The organism is Sanguibacter suarezii NBRC 16159, from assembly GCF_001552735.1.
In the GTDB taxonomy this organism is placed as follows: Bacteria; Actinomycetota; Actinomycetes; order Actinomycetales; family Cellulomonadaceae; genus Sanguibacter; species Sanguibacter suarezii.
In genome coordinates this window covers 95,331-111,110 of sequence record NZ_BCRT01000020.1, presented here as the reverse complement: position 1 = coordinate 111,110, position 15,780 = coordinate 95,331, and the positions used below count along the sequence as shown (strand labels likewise).

Here is a 15,780-nt window from a genome sequence, read left to right as displayed (position 1 = left end):
AGATCGATGAAGACGTACACGGTGATCGAGTCGCCGCTGGGTCCGCTCACCGCGGTGGCGACCGCGGACGGCCTGTGCGGGCTGTACATGTCCGACGCCGCGCACCTGCCTGCGACCTTCGGCGCACCGGCGACCGGCGCCGCCGGCGGCGCCTTCGACCAGCTCCGCGAGGAGCTGGGGGAGTACTTCGCCCGCGACCGCACGCAGTTCTCCGTCGCGACCGCTGCCAGCGGCACACCGTTCCAGCACCGGGTCTGGGCCGCGCTGGTCGAGATCCCCTACGGTCAGACGCGCACCTACGGCCAGCTCGCCCTCGCCCTCGGCGACGTGCGGGTGGTGCGCGCTGTGGGCGCGGCCAACGGGCGCAACCCGCTCTCGATCATCGTGCCCTGCCACCGGGTGGTCGGTGCGGACGGGACGCTCACCGGCTATGCCGGAGGGCTCGAGCGCAAGGAGCTGCTGCTCGCCCTCGAAGACGCGACCCGCGTCCGCGCGACGCCGCTGTTCTAGAGGCGTGCGCTGATGCTGCCCTTCGACGAGGTCGTCACCCGGCATGGTCCGGCCATCCTGCGCGTCTGCCGGGCGGTGGTGGGGTACGCCGACGCCGAGGACGTGTGGTCGGAGACCTTCCTCGCGGCCCTGCGCGCCTACCCTGACCTGCCTGCGGACGCCAACGTCGAAGCCTGGCTCGTGACCATCGCCAAGCGCAAGGGCATCGACTCCCTGCGCGCCGGGGCGCGCCGCGCGCTGCCGGTCGAGACGATCCCGGACCGGGGCGTCCACGACGCCGAACCCGACGACGAGCTCATGGCTGCGCTCGCCGGCCTCACCCGCCGCCAGCGCGAGGTCATCGCTTACCACGTGCTGGGCGGGTTGCCCTATGCCGAGGTCGCCGAGCTCGTCGGCGGCACGGCCGCGGCAGCCCGGCGAGCGGCCGCCGACGGGTTCGCCACCCTGCGGCGCACCTATGCGGCCGAGTCTGACCTCCGGGAGGCACACCATGGCTGAGTCACCGATCACCACGCAGGACGAGGACGTCTTCGCTTCTCTGCTCGTCCCCGACGCCGCCGCGCTGGACCGCCTGCGTGAGCGCCTCGCGCGTGCCGCTGCCACGGACGGGCTGCTCGACGTCGCCTACCGCACCGTCGACTCCCCGATCGGCGGGCTGCTGCTCGCCGCCACCGAGACCGGCCTCGTCCGGGTGGCCTTCGAGAGCGAAGGGTACGACGCCGTCCTGGAGCACCTGGGCCGCCGGCTGAGCACGCGGGTGCTGCGGGCCCCCGCCCGGCTCGACACCGTGGCCCACGAGCTCGAGGAGTACTTCGCAGGCACCCGCCACACCTTTGACCTCCCGCTGGACCTGGCGCTGACCGCAGGCTTCCGGCGCAGCGTCGTGGCCCACCTGCCAGACATCGGCTACGGACGCACGGCGAGCTACGCAGCGGTCGCTGCCCTCGCCGGCAGCCCGCGAGCGACCCGCGCGGTCGGGACGGCGTGCGCGCACAACCCGCTGCCGCTGGTGGTCCCGTGCCACCGGGTGGTCCGCTCGGACGGGAGCCTGGGGCAGTACCGCGGGGGAGCCGCGATCAAACGGTGGCTGCTCGACCTGGAGAGCCGCGGATGACCGCCCCGCATACCCCGCCGACCTCGAGCCCGGTGGCGACGCCAACGGCCCCGGTGACCCTGAGGTACGCGCTGCCCATCACCCTCGACCCGCTGCTGCGGACCATCGCCGCGCACGCGGTGCCCGGCGTGGAGGAGTGCGACGTGGACGGGCGGCGCCACCGCCGTGTCGTGCGCGGGCCTGACGTGGTTCTCACCGTGGAGTGGGGGCAGCCGGGCGAGCTCACCGTGAGCGCGATGGGGGCCACCGGTCCGGCCCCCGTCGACGCCGCGCTCGTCGCGCTCGTGCGTCGCTGGCTCGACCTGGACTGCGACGTCGCCGCGGTCAGTGCGCACCTGGGCGCCTCCGGCCTCCTCGCCCCCTTCGTGGCGGCCCGGCCGGGCCTGCGCGTGCTCGGATCGACAGACGGCTTCGAGACCGCGGTGATGACCGTGCTCGGCCAGCAGGTCTCGCTCGCGGCCGCCCGGACCTTCGGCGGGCGGCTCGTGGCTGGCCTGGGGCGCCCCGCTCCAGCAGGCATGCGCGCCTTCCCCACGCCGGACGCCGTCGCCGAGACCGAGCCCGAGGACCTGCGAGCGATGGTCGGGCTCACCCGAGCGCGCGCCGCGACGGTGGTGGGTCTGGCCCAGGCCGTCGTGGACGGACGGGTCTGGCTGGACGGTGCCGCTCATGACGATCTCGACGGTCTCGACCCTCCCGCCCGTCCCGCCGCGAGCCCCTCCGAGGCGCGTGCGGCCCTGCTGTCCCTGACCGGGATCGGACCGTGGACGGCGGACTACCTCGCCCTGCGCCTCTTCGGTGACCGCGACGCCTACCCGGCTGACGACCTGGTCCTCAAGCGTGCGCTCGGGGTCACCAGCGGACGCGCTGCAGCCGCGCTGAGCGCCGACTGGGCACCACTGCGTGCCTACGCCGTGACGCACCTGTGGACGCAGGCCGTGTACGGGTGAGCCGGCGACGCGGTCAGGACGACTGGGTGTAGGAGGACAGGTCCCGGGCGCGCTCGGGCGGGCGGCCGATCTCCTCCAGCTCGACCTCGCAGGCGGTGGCCACGGTGGGTGAGGCGGTCTCGATCCGGTCCAGGCGGAACCAGCGCACCCCCTCGCGCAACCGGCACCAGGCGATGAGGTACCAGGTGCCGTGGGCCCGGGCGAGCAGCTGCGGGTCGACGTGGCGGCTGGTGGTGGCCCCGGAGCCGTCGCGGTAGCGCAGCAGCAGGACCCGCCGGTCGCCCAGGGCCGCCTCGATCGCCGAGCGCACCCGGGCGGTGCCGTCGCTGGAGGAGTCGTCGTCGACCCAGATGCGTCGCGCGAGCTGGTCGGCGCGGGAGCGGGCGCCGGCGTCCATGACCGCGAGGATCTTGGTGAGCGCGGCATGGCCGTCACGATGGAAGGGCTGCCCGCTGTGCGAGGCGAGGGCCGCGGCCAGGGCGGCGGCCTCCGTCGCGGTGATGTTCACCGGTGGCAACGTCGCCCCGGCGTCGACCACGTAGCCGCCCGTGCGGCCCAGCCGTGCCCACACGGGGAAGCCGCCCTGCTGGAGGGCGGAGATGTCCCGCTTGATGGTCCGCGCGCTCACCTCGAAGGTGTCGCTCAGCTGCTCCGCGGTCCGTCCGCGCGCGCCTGACCTGCGCAGCTCCTCGCGGATGGCGTAGAGACGATCGGTCCTGTTCACCAGTAAATGGTGACATGAGGGTGTCACGGACGCTGGCGAGGATGGAGTCATGACCACTCACAGCACCACTCACAGCGCCACCCTCAGACCGATCGTCCTCGTGCCCGGCTACTGGCTGGGCGGCTGGGCCTGGGACGACGTCGTCTCCCGGCTCCGCGCACACGGGGTCGCCGCCCGTCCTGTCACTCTTCCCGGCCTCGAGTCACCCGCGTCTCCCCGGGCGGGCGTCACTCTGGCCGACCACGTCGACGCGGTGCGCGCCGCCCTCGACGCAGCCGGTGAACCGGCCGTGCTGGTGGCTCACAGCGGCGGCGGCTCCCTCGTCTCGGCGGTCCTCGACCTCGCTGCGCCTCAGGTGGCCCGCGTCGTGTACGTCGACAGCGGGCCGGCCGCGGACGGGAGCGTCCCCCGGCCAGACCTGCCCGCTGACGCGGTCGAGCTGCCGCTGCCGTCCTTCGCCGAGCTGGAGGCCGGCGGTGCGAGCCTGGACGGGCTCGACGACGCCACACTCCTCCGGTTCCGCAAGCGAGCGGTGGCCCACCCCGCCGGGCCGCTGACGGAGCCGGTCACTGCGCCGCAGGGGATCGGCGCAGCGGTGCCGGCCACCCTCGTGTGCTGCAGCTTCCCCGCCGACGCGGTGCGCGGGCTGGTGGCATCCGGTGACCCGATGTTCGCCCCCGTCGCGGACCTGCAGGACGTCACCTACGTGGACCTCCCGACCGGGCACTGGCCCATGTGGTCACGGCCCGACGCGCTCGCAGACGTCCTCGCTGAGGCGGCTGCCAGAGAGGACGCCGGGTCAGCGGGACGTCAGAGCGAGGTCCAGAGGTAGAGACCGTCCCCGCGTCCGTGCGCCAGGACGGCGAGGTCGACGATCTGGCGGACGAGCGCGGGGGTGAGGGCGGGTTCGAGCTCCATGTCCTCCGCCGCGGCCCACCGGGCCGCGATGTCGGCGACGTCGGCGCTCTCGGCCGGGTCGGCGTCGTGCACGGAGAGCTCGACAAGAGCGGTGACGACGTCTGCGGGGATCTCCAGGAGGTCCGGGACGTCGATGTCGACGAGGTCGGGCTCGCACTCGATGCCCTCCGCGTGCACGGCGCGGGCGACGAGCTCGCCGAGGACCTCGATCTCGAAGTCGGTGATGTCGGTCGTGGAGACCAGGTCGGCCAGGGGAGCGGGGGTGGCGCCCTCCTCGGCGGCGCGGGCGCGGGCGAGCGCGGTCGCGCGAGGGGCGGTGAAGATCTCGGTGGTGGTCATGTTCGCAGGGTAGTCCTGTGAGCGCGTCACCTAGTGGCGGGCCCCTTGTCAGGCCGGCCGGTGCGCGAGCGCGAGCCTCGTCGGCCTGAGCTGAGCCAGCCGAGCTGACCCCGGGAACGAGACAGGCCCGGACCCCTGGGGGATCCGAGCCTCGGTGGTGCCCTCGATAGGATTCGAACCTACGACCTTCTGCTCCGGAGGCAGACGCTCTATCCCCTGAGCTACGAGGGCGGGGACCAGATCTGGCGTGCGCAGGCGCTCACCGATCAGGCATGGAGCACATTACCAGCCTCAGCCGCCCCCGCTCACCTCCGACCACATCGGTGCGCCGTGAGCGCGGGCGCACGGCCCCTGCGGGGAGCGCGGAGGGGCGCCCTCGCTCGCTCAGCAGGTGGGTTCAGGCGAAGGTCTCGTCCACGTAGGCGTCGAGGTAGGAGGTGATCTCCTCCATGGCCAGGTACGAGTCGCCGAGCGCGATGGCGTCCACGAGGGAGTCGTGGTCGTCCTCGGACTGGGTGTGGACCAGGCCGATGACGTTGGTGCGGATGTTCGCCCCGATCGCGTCGATGAGGTTCTCGTAGAGGGAGAGCAGCACGGGGTTGCGCGCCACCGCGGCGATCGCGCGGTGCAGGGCCAGGTCGGCTGCGACGATCTCGTCGACGTCGCCGCCGGCGAAGGCGGACTGCCGGGCCGCGTTGAGGGCCCGTAGCTCGGCGATGTCCTCGTCCGTGCGGCGCCGGGCAGCGAGCCGGGCGGCCTCCACCTCGAGGCTGCGCCGGACCTCCAGGACGTGCTGGTGGTTGGCGTCGGCGATCTGGCGTCCCATGACCACGGTGAGCTCGGAGTCGGAGAGCACGTAGGTGCCTGAGCCCTGGCGGCGGACCAGGAGCCCGGCGTGCACGAGGGACTGCACCGCCTCCCGGACGGTGTTGCGTCCCACCCCGAGCAGCTCGGTGAGGGCGGGCTCTGTGGGGATCTTGGAACCCACCGGCCAGTCGCCGGAGACGATGTGCTTGCGCAGCTGGTCCACGGTCCGGTCGATCAGACCTGCTCTGTCGCTCATCCGTAGACTCTCCCACCACAGTCGTCGGTCAGCCTCATTGCTGCCGTGCCACACGCCGCACTCTACCCATGGAACTCTCCATCATTGTCGGTTCTGTACGGGTCCGTGCGCCAGGTGTGCGGTGGGGGAGGCGCCTGGCTGACTTCGGTAAGATTGCCCGGTGACCCCTAACGAGCTCTCCGCCGCACTCCGCGCTGCCCTCGCCGCTGCCATCGCCGACGGCACCCTGGCCCTCGACCCGCAGGCTCTGCCCGAGCAGATCCTCGTCGAGCGACCCCGCCAGCGCGAGCACGGCGACTGGGCGACGAACATCGCCCTGCAGCTGGCCAAGAAGGCGGGCATCGCCCCGCGGACCCTCGCTGACGACCTCGCCGCCCGCCTGGCCTCGACCCCCGGCGTCAAGAGCGTCGACGTCGCCGGACCCGGCTTCCTCAACATCACCCTCGACGCCGCCGCTGCGGGCGAGCTCGCCCGCACCATCCTCACCCAGGGCGGCGAGTACGGCCGCGGCGACGCCGAGGCTGGTCACAAGGTCAACCTCGAGTTCGTCTCGGCCAACCCGACCGGCCCCATCCACATCGGTGGCGTGCGCTGGGCGGCCGTCGGCGACTCACTCGCCCGGATCCTGCAGGCCGCCGGCGCCGAGGTGACCCGCGAGTACTACTTCAACGACCACGGCGCCCAGATCGACCGCTTCGCGCGCTCGCTGCTCGCCCGCGCCAAGGGCGAGGAGGCCCCCGAGGACGGCTACGGCGGCCAGTACATCCAGGACATCGCCGACGCCGTGCTCGCCGAGGTCGCCGCGGCCGGCGGCCCCGACCCCCTCACCCTGCCCGACGACGAGGCCCAGGAAGTCTTCCGGTCCATCGGCGTGGAGCAGATGTTCACCGAGATCAAGGCAGCCCTGCACGGCTTCGGCGTGGACTTCGACGTGTACTTCCACGAGGACTCCCTGCACGAGTCCGGCGCGGTGGACCGTGCGCTGACCCGGTTGCGCGAGGGTGGGCACATCTTCGAGAAGGACGGCGCGGTGTGGCTGCGCACGACCGACTTCGGTGACGACAAGGACCGCGTCATCATCAAGTCCGACGGCGAGGCCGCCTACATCGCCGGTGACATCGCCTACTACCTCGACAAGCGCGAGCGTGGCGCGACCGACGTCATCATGATGCTCGGCGCCGACCACCACGGCTACGTCGCCCGGCTCATGGCCGTCTGCGCGGCCTTCGGTGACGTGCCGGGGGAGAACCTGCAGATCCTCATCGGTCAGATGGTCAACCTGCTCAAGGACGGCCAGCCGCTGCGCATGTCCAAGCGCGCCGGGACCGTGGTGACCCTCGAGGACCTCGTCGAGGCCGTCGGCGTCGACGCCGCCCGGTACTCCCTGGTGCGGTCCTCGACCGACTCGAGCCTGGACATCGACCTGGACCTGCTCACCCGGGCGACCAACGAGAACCCGGTCTTCTACGTCCAGTACGCCCACGCCCGCACCGCCAACGTCGCCCGCAACGCGGCCGACCACGGCGTCTCGCGCACTGCCCCTGACGGCTCGGACGCCTTCGACCCGTCGCTGCTCACCGCCGAGACGGAGTCGGCGCTGCTCGGCGCGCTGACGGAGTTCCCCCGCGTCATCGCCCAGGCTGCGGAGCTGCGTGAGCCGCACCGCGTGGCCCGCTACCTCGAGGCCCTCGCCGGCAGCTACCACAAGTGGTACGCCGAGTGCCGGGTCACCCCGGTCGGCGACGAGGAGGTCACGGACCTGCACCGCACCCGGCTCTGGCTCAACGACGCCACCCGCCAGGTGCTCGCCAACGGCCTGGACCTGCTCGGCGTCAGCGCCCCGGAGCGGATGTGAGCGCCGCCGGCGCCGCCCAGGCGCAGACCGCACCGGCCCCGCTCGAGGCGCACGTCTGGCCGCTGAGCGCGACCGTCTCTGACGACGGCGTGCTCTCCCTCGCCGGGATCGACGTCACCACCCTCGCCGAGGACTTCGGCACGCCCGCCTACATCCTCGACGAGGGGCACTTCCGGGCTCGTGCGCGGTTGTTCGTCGAGTCCTTCACGCAGGCCTTCGCTCCGCTCGGGACGAGCGTCGACGTCTACTACGCCGGCAAGTCCTTCCTGTCCGTCGCGGTCGCGAAGTGGGCCCGTGAGGAGGGCCTGCGGGTGGACACGTGCACCGGCGGCGAGCTCGCCGTCGCGCTGCGCGCCGGCGTGCCGGGGGCCGAGATCGGCCTGCACGGCAACAACAAGTCCGACTCCGAGATCGCCCGGGCGATCGAGGCCCGGGTGGGCCGGATCGTCGTCGACTCCTTCGCGGAGATCGAGCGGGTCGCCGCGGCGGCCCGCGCCGCCGGGCGCACCGCGACCGACCCGGTCCCCGTCATGGTCCGCGTCACCACCGGCATCCACGCCGGCGGTCACGAGTTCATCTCGACCGCCCACGAGGACCAGAAGTTCGGCATCTCCCTCGCCGGCGGGCAGGCCCTCGCGGCGCTCACCGCGGTGCTGGGCCACCCTGAGCTCGAGCTGCTCGGTGCGCACACGCACATCGGCTCCCAGATCCAGGACGCCGAGGCCTTCGAGGTCAACGCCCGCACGATGCTCGGCCTGCGCGAGGACCTGCACGCAGCCACCGGGTACCTCATGCCCGAGCTCGACCTCGGCGGCGGCTACGGCATCGCCTACACCCCGGACGAGACCCCCATCGACGTGCCGTCCCTCGCTCGTGACCTGGCCGGCGTGATCGCCGACGTGTGCACCGAGCTGGGCACCACGGTCCCGCGGATCTCCATCGAGCCGGGACGTGCGATCGTCGGCTCCACGACGGTCACCGTGTACACGGTCGGCGTGGTCAAGCCGGTGACCATCGACGATGGCTCGGTCCGTCTCTACGTCTCGGTCGACGGCGGCATGAGCGACAACATCCGCCCCGCGCTGTACGACGCCCGGTACACCGCCCGGCTCGCCAACCGCACCGGCTCCGCGCAGACCGTGCGGGCCCGGGTGGTCGGCAAGCACTGCGAGAGCGGGGACATCGTCATCTCCGACATCGCCCTGCCGGCGGACATCGCTCCGGGCGACCTGCTCGCGGTCCCCGCGACGGGCGCCTACGGACGCTCCATGGCCAGCAACTACAACCACGTGCTGCGCCCGCCGGTGGTGGCCGTCGACGCTGGTCAGGCGCGGGTCATCGTGCGCCGCGAGACCGAGGACGACCTGCTCGCGCTGGATCTGGGCTGATCCGAAGGCGACGGTGACCGGGCGGCAGTGACGTCGGTCACCGTCGCTCGGGCGGGTTCCCGCCGACGAAGGTGCTCAGTTAGGATAGCCAAACCTCCTCAGTAGAGGGTGGTCTCCATTCCCGGCACTGCCCCGTCGCAGCGCTGCGCGCACACCTGGATGGTTCCGGCGAGATGACTGGCGAACAGCGTCGACAGCACCGGATCGGCGGCGACCGTCCATCTGGGCGCACGCGCAGCGGCCTGCGCGCCGCCCGGGCCCTGACCACCGCGCTGGTCCTCACTCTCGCGCTGTCCGCCTGCCAGAGCACGAGCGGCGCCAGCGGCCCCAGCCACGTCACCGACGGCGGCGCGCGCCTGTCGGAGACCACGCCGGTCGCCGAGCCCAAGACCATCGTCGGCGGGTCGACGGCACTGCTGGTCGACTCCACAGTCCCAGCCCCCGAGACGGTGCCCGAGCCGACGCTGCCGGTCACCGTGACGGACATGCAGGGCACCCAGGTCACGGTCACCGACGCCAGCCGGATCCTCGCCCTCGACGTCTACGGCACCACCACACGGATCGTCTACGAGCTCGGCCTGGGCGCCAACCTCGTGGGCCGCGACGCGTCCTCGTCCTTCCCGGAGGTCGCCGACCTGCCGCTGGTCACCGAGAGCGGGCACGACCTCAACGCCGAGGCGATCCTCGAGCTGGCGCCGACCCTCATCATCACCGACACGAGCCTGGGCCCGTGGGACGTGGTGCTGCAGATGCGCGACGCCGGGATCTCCGTCGTCGTCGTCGACTCCCACCGGTCCCTGGACAACGTCACCGACCTCATCGGTGAGGTGGCCGCGGCCGTCGGCCTGCCGGAGCAGGGCGCCGCCCTCGCCGAGCAGGTCAGCGGGGAGATCGACGCCAAGATCGCCGAGATCGCCGAGATCGTCCCCGCCGACGACGCCGACCGCCTGCGGATCGCCTTCCTCTACGTCCGCGGCCAGGCGGGCGTCTACTACATGTTCGGCACGGACTCCGGGGCGGACACCCTGGTCACCGCCCTCGGCGGGATCGACGTCGCGACCGAGATCGGCTGGTCCGGCATGCGCCCGGTGAACGACGAAGGTCTCATCTCGGCCCAGCCCGACGTCGTGCTCGTCATGTCCGAGGGACTGTCCTCCGCTGGCGGCGTCGACGGGCTCATCGAGTCCATCCCTGCCCTCGCACAGACGCCCGCGGGGGAGCGCCGTCGCATCATCGACATGGACGACTCCGAGATCCTCAGCTTCGGCCCCGGGACGGCCGACGTTCTCGACGCCCTCGCCGTGGCGCTCTACGCCCCGCAGACCCTGTCATGACCACCGCCCGCACGGCGCCCGTCGCGCCGACCCCCGCTCCCGCGGTGCCCACGGCGCCCAGCGCCTCTGGCGCGAAGGGCACGAGCGGGACCCGGCGCACCGTCGGCGTGGGACTGCTCTTCACCGTGCTGGCGGTCGCGCTGGTCACGCTGTCCGTCGTCTCGGCCGGGATCGGGCAGCTGCACGTGCCGGCCGCCGAGGTGGTCGGGTCGATCCTGCACCGGATCGGTCTGGACATCGGCCCCATGCCCAGCCACCCCAACGGCGACGCCGCGCTGTGGACCATCCGCTTCCCGCGGGTCGTGCTCGCCGTCCTCGTCGGAGCGGCCCTGGCCTCGGCCGGTGCGCTCATGCAGGGTGTCTTCGGCAACCCGCTCGCCGACCCGGGCGTCGTCGGCGTCTCGGCCGGCGCGGCGATGGCCGCGTGCCTGGTCATCGTCTTCGGCTGGACCTTCTTCGGGTCCTGGACGGTGGCGACCTTCGCCTTCGTCGGGGGTCTGCTGACCACCTTGCTCGTGTACTTCGTCTCCCGCTCCCAGGGCCGGACCGAGGTGGTGACCCTCGTGCTCACCGGCGTCGCGGTCAACGCCATGTGCGGAGCCGGGATCGCCTTCCTCACCTTCCTCGGCGACACCCAGTCCCGCGAGCAGATCGTCTTCTGGCAGCTGGGCAGCCTCAACGGCACGCGCTGGCAGTACGTCGGCGTCGTCGCGCCGCTCGTGGCGGTCGGCCTCGTCGGGGTGTTCCTGCTCTCGCGTCGCCTCGACCTGCTCTCCCTCGGGGAGCGCTCGGCGCGCCACCTCGGCGTCGACGTCGAGCGGTTGCGCATCGTCAGCGTCGTGCTGGTCGCCCTGCTCACCGCCGCAGCCGTCGCCTTCTGCGGGATCATCGCCTTCGTCGGCCTCGTCGTGCCGCACCTCATCCGCATGCTCGTCGGTCCCGGCCACCGGGTGCTGCTGCCGGCCAGCGCGCTCGGCGGCGCGGTGCTGCTGCTCGGAGCCGACCTCGTCGCCCGCACCGCGGTGCCCTACGCCGACCTGCCGATCGGCATGCTGACCGCCCTGGTGGGCGGTCCCTTCTTCTTCTGGCTGATCCGCCGCACCCGTCGCACCTCAGGAGGATGGGCATGACGCCCGACGCCGCGCCGGCCGCCGCCGCACCGGTCCTGCAGGCCCGCGGGGTGAGCGTCTCCTTCGACGGCACACCGATCGTCACCGACGTGGACTTCGCCGTCCACGCCGGTCAGGTGCTCGCCCTGGTCGGCCCCAACGGGGCAGGCAAGTCGACGCTTCTCTCCGTGCTGGCCGGAGACATCGAGCCGGATGCCGGCACCGTGCTGCTCAACGGGGAGGACCTGCACCGGCTCAAGCTCGCCGAGCTCGCGCGCCGGCGAGCCGTCCTGCTCCAGGAGCAGCGGCTGTCCTTCCCGTTCTCCGTGCTCGACGTCGTGACGATGGGCCGCGCCCCGTGGCGCGGACGCCCCGAGGAGGACGACGACGACGCCGTCGTCGCGCTGTCCCTGGAGATCGGGGACGTCGCCCACCTCGCGCCGCGGCTGTTCCCCACCCTCTCGGGCGGGGAGAAGGGCCGCGCCTCCTTCGCCCGTGTGCTGGCCCAGCAGACCCGCGTGCTCATGCTCGACGAGCCGACCGCCGCGCTGGACGTGCGCCACCAGGAGGCGGTGCTCACCCAGGCGAGGTCGCAGGCCGCCGCCGGTGACGCCGTCGTCGTCGTGCTGCATGACCTCTCCCTGGCCGCGGCCTACGCCGACGAGGTCGCGGTGCTCGAGGACGGGCGGGTGCGTGGGCACGGCGCCCCGCGCGAGGTGTTCACCAGCGCGCTGCTCAGCGAGGTCTACCGCCACCCCATCGAGGTGTTCGACCACCCGGTGACCGGCGACCTCATCATCCTTCCGGTGCGCAGCTCGGCTGCCCCCACCGGGCAGGCGACCCCGCCCTCGGGCGCGGTGGCCCTCGACCGCACCACTTCCTCAGGAGGACCTTCCCGTGCCGCTGTGTGACACCCCTCGTGACACCCCTCGTGACCCTGCTCGTGACGTCCCCGGATCCCGGCGCCCGGCCCGCGTCCTGGTCGGCCTGCTCGCCGCGCTCACCGCGGCGGGGGGCTCCCTCGCGCTGGCCGGTCCCGCAGCGGCCGAGTCCCAGGTGACCATCACCGACAGCTCCGGCGCGAGCGTGACCGAGGTGGTGGCCGGGGCCACGGTGACCGTGGCCGGCACCGGTTTCCAGTCCGTGCAGGGTGGCGCCGGTGGCATCTACGTGACCTTCGGGTGGGTCGCTGACGAGGCCGGTGGCACGTGGCGCCCCACGGCCGGTGGCGCGACGGGGGAGGACTACCTCTACGCCCCGGACGCCGAGGGCGCCGAGAACAAGGGCTACCAGCGGTACGTGGCCTTCCCGGGCTCGGGCACGGCAGCCGCCGCCAACGGCGGCGTGGTCGCAGCTGACGGGACGTGGGCGACGGAGCTGATGATCCCTGCCGCCCAGTTCGAGGCCTTCGACCGGGCGGGCAACCCGGCGCCGGTCGACTGCGCGCAGGTGCAGTGCGGTGTCATCACCGTCGGCGCGCACGGGGTGAAGAACGCCACCAACGAGACCTTCACACCGGTGACCTTTGCCGCCGCGGTCCCGGCGGACGTGCCGTCCGAGGACGCCACGGACCCGGCCACCGACAGCGCCACCGACGCGGCCACCGACGCAGCCACCGAGCCGGCCACCGACGCGGCGACCGCGGATACTGACGCGCCCGCCGTGACCGAGGCCGCCGCCCCCGACAGCGCACCGGCCGAGGAGGACTCCGCGCAGCGGACCTTCGTCCTCTCCCTGGTCGGCGGGCTGCTGACCATCGGGGCGCTCATCGCGGTGGGTATCGTGCGGGCCAAGCGCAGGCGCGCTGCCGAGGAGGAGGCCGCTCGCCAGGAGGCGCAGACCGGCGCCACGCCGTCCCAGGACGCCGCGCCTGACGACAGCGCCGACCCCGACCTGCGCTGAAGTCCAGCGGTCGAGATGGCCAGGAGTCGGCCCGGGCCGTGAACGAGCGGACCACCACCCGAGCGTAAGCGCGTATCCTGTGGGCGTCACCCGACCGTGAGGATGTCACGTCCTAGGACGTGCCGCAGGACCGGGCGCGGTGATCTCACCGCGTGATCTCCCATGACCTGAAGGGTGGCCTCCTGTGCCCGCACCATCGGCGCTCCGCGTCGCACTGCTCGGATGTGGCGTCGTCGGGACCCAGGTCGCGCGGTTGCTCATCGAGCAAGCCGGTGACCTCGCCTCCCGCGTGGGCGCGCCCCTCGATCTCGTCGGGATCGCAGTGCGGGACGCCTCCGCCCCGCGTGACGCGGTCATCGACCCGGCGCTGCTGACCGAGGACGCCCGGTCTCTCGTCGAGCAGGCGGACATCGTCATCGAGGTCATGGGTGGCATCGAGCCGGCGCGCACGCTGCTGCTGCACGCCATCGCCTCGGGGGCCTCCGTGGTCACCGCGAACAAGGCGCTGCTCGCCGAGGACGGACCCACCCTGTACCGCGCGGCCGACGAGGCCGGCGTCGACGTCTACTACGAGGCCGCCGTGGCCGGGGCGATCCCGATCGTGCGCCCCATCCGCGAGTCCCTCACCGGTGACCGCGTGCAGCGCGTGCTCGGCATCGTCAACGGCACGACGAACTACGTCCTCGACCAGATGGCCACCCACGGGCTGGCCTTCGACGAGGCAGTGCGCCAGGCGCAGGAGCTCGGCTACGCCGAGGCCGACCCGACCGCAGACGTCGAGGGCTTCGACGCCGCGGCCAAGGCCGCGATCCTCGCCTCCCTCGCCTTCCACACCCGCGTGACCCTCGACGACGTCTACCGCGAGGGCATCACCGCCGTCACCGCCGACGACGTCGCCTGGGCAAAGCAGACCGGTCACGTCATCAAGCTGCTTGCCATCTGCGAGGCCACCGACGACGGCGTCTCCGCCCGGGTGCACCCCGCGCTGGTGCCGCTGGACCACCCTCTGGCGGGGGTGCGCGGGGCGTTCAACGCGGTGTTCATCGAGGCCGAGGCCGCCGGTGAGCTCATGTTCTACGGACGCGGGGCGGGCGGCGCGCCGACCGCCTCGGCCGTGCTGGGCGACGTCGTGTCCGTCGCACGCCACCGCGTGCTCGGCGGCAAGGGTCCGGCGGAGTCGCACTACGCGAGCCTGCCCATCGCCGACCCGGCCACGTCCACCACCCGGTACCAGATGCGTCTGGCCGTCTCCGACCGGCCCGGTGTGCTCGCCCAGGTCGCCCAGGTGGTCTCCGCCGCCGGGGTGTCCATCGAGGCCGTGCGCCAGGTGGCGCTGCCCGGCGCCGGGACCGGAGCGGCCGACGAGGCTGCGACGGCGGCCCTGCTCGTCATCACCACCCACCACGCGGCCGAGTCCGCACTGGCCCAGACCGTGGCCGCGATCGCTGACCTGGACGCCGTCCAGGACGTCATGTCCGTTCTCCGAGTTGAAGGATCCTGATGGCTCACGTGTGGCAAGGCATCATCCGCGAGTACGCCGACCTGCTCCCCGAGCACCTGACGACGCACATCGTCACCCTCGGTGAGGGTGGCACGCCGTTGGTGCCCGCCCCCGCGCTGTCCGCGCTGACCGGCGCTGAGGTGTTCCTCAAGGTCGAGGGCATGAACCCGACCGGTTCCTTCAAGGACCGCGGTATGACCACCGCGATCTCGGCCGCCAAGCACAAGGGCGCCGAGGTCGTCGTGTGCGCCTCGACCGGCAACACCTCCGCCTCGGCGGCCGCCTACGCGGTCGCGGCCGGGATGCGCTGCGCGGTGCTCGTGCCGGACGGCAAGATCGCCATGGGCAAGCTCAGCCAGGCGATCGCCCACGGCGCGACGCTGCTGCAGGTCGACGGCAACTTCGACGACTGCCTGGTGGCTGCGCGCAAGCTCGCCGACTCCTACCCGGTCGAGCTGGTCAACTCCGTCAACCCTGACCGCATCCAGGGTCAGAAGACGGCATCCTTCGAGATCGTGGACGTGCTGGGCGACGCCCCCGACATCCACGCGCTCCCCGTCGGCAACGCCGGCAACATCACCGCGTACTGGAAGGGCTACACCGAGTACGCCGAGGCCGGTATCGCCACCCGCCGCCCGCAGATGTGGGGCTTCCAGGCCGCCGGGTCCGCGCCGATCGTGGCCGGGCACCCGATCACCGAGCCCGAGACCATCGCGACCGCGATCCGCATCGGCAACCCCGCCTCCTGGGAGCAGGCCGTCGAGGCCCGCGACACCTCCGGCGGGGTCATCGAGTCGGTCACGGACGAGGAGATCCTCACCGCCCACCGCATCCTGTCCGCCGAGGTCGGGGTCTTCGTCGAGCCGGCCTCAGCCGCCGGGGTCGCCGGGATCCTGTCCCGCGCGCGCCGCGGTCTGGTGCCGGCAGGGGCACGCATCGTGGTGACCGTCACCGGGCACGGGCTCAAGGACCCGCAGTGGGCCCTGCGCACCGCGGACGGCTCCGACGTGGTCCCCGAGCGCGTCACGGCCGACGTCATGTCGATCGCCGCCGCGCTCGAGCTCGTCTGAGCG

The 15,780-nt window shown here is 72.7% G+C and carries 16 protein-coding genes and 1 tRNA gene; 13 read left to right on the top strand and 4 right to left on the bottom strand.

Going from position 1 to position 15,780, the window contains the following annotated elements:
* The first annotated feature begins 6 nt into the window (after nucleotides 1–6).
* The 4 genes from SS2_RS13455 to SS2_RS13440 are packed head-to-tail and all read left to right on the top strand — an operon-like array spanning nucleotide 7 to nucleotide 2,574.
* Nucleotides 7–510 (top strand): methylated-DNA--[protein]-cysteine S-methyltransferase, encoded by a 504-nt coding sequence (locus SS2_RS13455; protein WP_066464976.1) that lies wholly within the window; start codon nucleotides 7–9, stop codon nucleotides 508–510.
* A 12-nt stretch (nucleotides 511–522) separates the two neighbouring features.
* Complete coding sequence (locus tag SS2_RS13450) at nucleotides 523–1,008, top strand: RNA polymerase sigma factor (protein WP_066464975.1); 486 nt, start codon at nucleotides 523–525, stop codon at nucleotides 1,006–1,008.
* Nucleotides 1,001–1,624 (top strand): methylated-DNA--[protein]-cysteine S-methyltransferase, encoded by a 624-nt coding sequence (locus tag SS2_RS13445; RefSeq protein ID WP_066464974.1) that lies wholly within the window; start codon nucleotides 1,001–1,003, stop codon nucleotides 1,622–1,624. Before SS2_RS13450 ends, SS2_RS13445 begins: the two co-directional genes overlap by 8 nt.
* Entirely contained in the window at nucleotides 1,621–2,574 is a 954-nt protein-coding gene (locus tag SS2_RS13440; protein WP_066464973.1) for a DNA-3-methyladenine glycosylase family protein, read from the top strand. Before SS2_RS13445 ends, SS2_RS13440 begins: the two co-directional genes overlap by 4 nt.
* A gap of 13 nt (nucleotides 2,575–2,587) precedes the next feature.
* On the opposite strand, the gene SS2_RS13435 is transcribed toward SS2_RS13440, so the two are convergent.
* The gene (locus SS2_RS13435; protein ID WP_066464972.1) at nucleotides 2,588–3,298 is read right to left on the bottom strand and encodes a helix-turn-helix transcriptional regulator; all 711 of its coding nucleotides are present in this window, start codon (nucleotides 3,296–3,298) and stop codon (nucleotides 2,588–2,590) included.
* Between the two features lie 49 nt (nucleotides 3,299–3,347).
* Here SS2_RS13435 and SS2_RS13430 point away from each other — a divergent pair, with 49 nt between their 5' ends.
* Nucleotides 3,348–4,130, top strand: coding sequence for an alpha/beta fold hydrolase (locus SS2_RS13430; RefSeq protein ID WP_066464971.1), 783 nt, complete (start codon nucleotides 3,348–3,350; stop codon nucleotides 4,128–4,130).
* Here the strand turns inward: SS2_RS13430 and SS2_RS13425 are convergent.
* The 3 genes from SS2_RS13425 to SS2_RS13415 all read right to left on the bottom strand — a co-directional run bounded on the left by SS2_RS13425 (nucleotide 4,109) and on the right by SS2_RS13415 (nucleotide 5,618).
* Nucleotides 4,109–4,555: a hypothetical protein gene (locus tag SS2_RS13425; protein ID WP_066464970.1), complete on the bottom strand. Its 447-nt coding sequence runs from the start codon at nucleotides 4,553–4,555 to the stop codon at nucleotides 4,109–4,111. The two genes, SS2_RS13430 and SS2_RS13425, sit on opposite strands and share 22 nt — an antisense overlap.
* A gap of 155 nt (nucleotides 4,556–4,710) precedes the next feature.
* Nucleotides 4,711–4,786: transfer RNA gene (locus SS2_RS13420), tRNA-Arg, on the bottom strand.
* 166 nt (nucleotides 4,787–4,952) lie between these two features.
* Nucleotides 4,953–5,618, bottom strand: a complete 666-nt coding sequence (locus SS2_RS13415) for a FadR/GntR family transcriptional regulator (protein ID WP_066464968.1) — start codon at nucleotides 5,616–5,618, stop codon at nucleotides 4,953–4,955.
* A gap of 160 nt (nucleotides 5,619–5,778) precedes the next feature.
* Here SS2_RS13415 and argS point away from each other — a divergent pair, with 160 nt between their 5' ends.
* The 8 genes from argS (at nucleotide 5,779) to thrC (ending at nucleotide 15,777) form a co-directional block, all read left to right on the top strand.
* Nucleotides 5,779–7,473: an arginine--tRNA ligase gene (gene argS / locus SS2_RS13410; protein ID WP_066464966.1), complete on the top strand. Its 1,695-nt coding sequence runs from the start codon at nucleotides 5,779–5,781 to the stop codon at nucleotides 7,471–7,473.
* Nucleotides 7,470–8,861, top strand: coding sequence for a diaminopimelate decarboxylase (gene lysA / locus SS2_RS13405; RefSeq protein WP_083942236.1), 1,392 nt, complete (start codon nucleotides 7,470–7,472; stop codon nucleotides 8,859–8,861). The genes argS and lysA overlap by 4 nt, the downstream gene beginning before the upstream one ends.
* Nucleotides 8,862–9,034: 173 nt before the next feature.
* A complete protein-coding gene (locus SS2_RS13400) occupies nucleotides 9,035–10,195 on the top strand; it encodes a heme/hemin ABC transporter substrate-binding protein (protein WP_083942235.1) in 1,161 nt (386 codons plus the stop codon).
* Nucleotides 10,192–11,325: a FecCD family ABC transporter permease gene (locus SS2_RS13395; protein ID WP_083942234.1), complete on the top strand. Its 1,134-nt coding sequence runs from the start codon at nucleotides 10,192–10,194 to the stop codon at nucleotides 11,323–11,325. The genes SS2_RS13400 and SS2_RS13395 overlap by 4 nt, the downstream gene beginning before the upstream one ends.
* Nucleotides 11,316–12,215 carry a heme ABC transporter ATP-binding protein gene (locus SS2_RS13390; protein ID WP_083942233.1) on the top strand — a complete coding sequence of 300 codons (900 nt, stop codon included), beginning with the start codon at nucleotides 11,316–11,318 and terminating at the stop codon, nucleotides 12,213–12,215. Before SS2_RS13395 ends, SS2_RS13390 begins: the two co-directional genes overlap by 10 nt.
* Nucleotides 12,202–13,206 (top strand): hypothetical protein, encoded by a 1,005-nt coding sequence (locus SS2_RS13385; RefSeq protein ID WP_066464964.1) that lies wholly within the window; start codon nucleotides 12,202–12,204, stop codon nucleotides 13,204–13,206. The genes SS2_RS13390 and SS2_RS13385 overlap by 14 nt, the downstream gene beginning before the upstream one ends.
* 184 nt (nucleotides 13,207–13,390) lie before the next feature.
* A complete protein-coding gene (locus tag SS2_RS13380) occupies nucleotides 13,391–14,707 on the top strand; it encodes a homoserine dehydrogenase (protein ID WP_066464962.1) in 1,317 nt (438 codons plus the stop codon).
* Nucleotides 14,707–15,777, top strand: coding sequence for a threonine synthase (gene thrC / locus SS2_RS13375; RefSeq protein WP_066464961.1), 1,071 nt, complete (start codon nucleotides 14,707–14,709; stop codon nucleotides 15,775–15,777). Before SS2_RS13380 ends, thrC begins: the two co-directional genes overlap by 1 nt.
* Nucleotides 15,778–15,780: the final 3 nt, after the last annotated feature.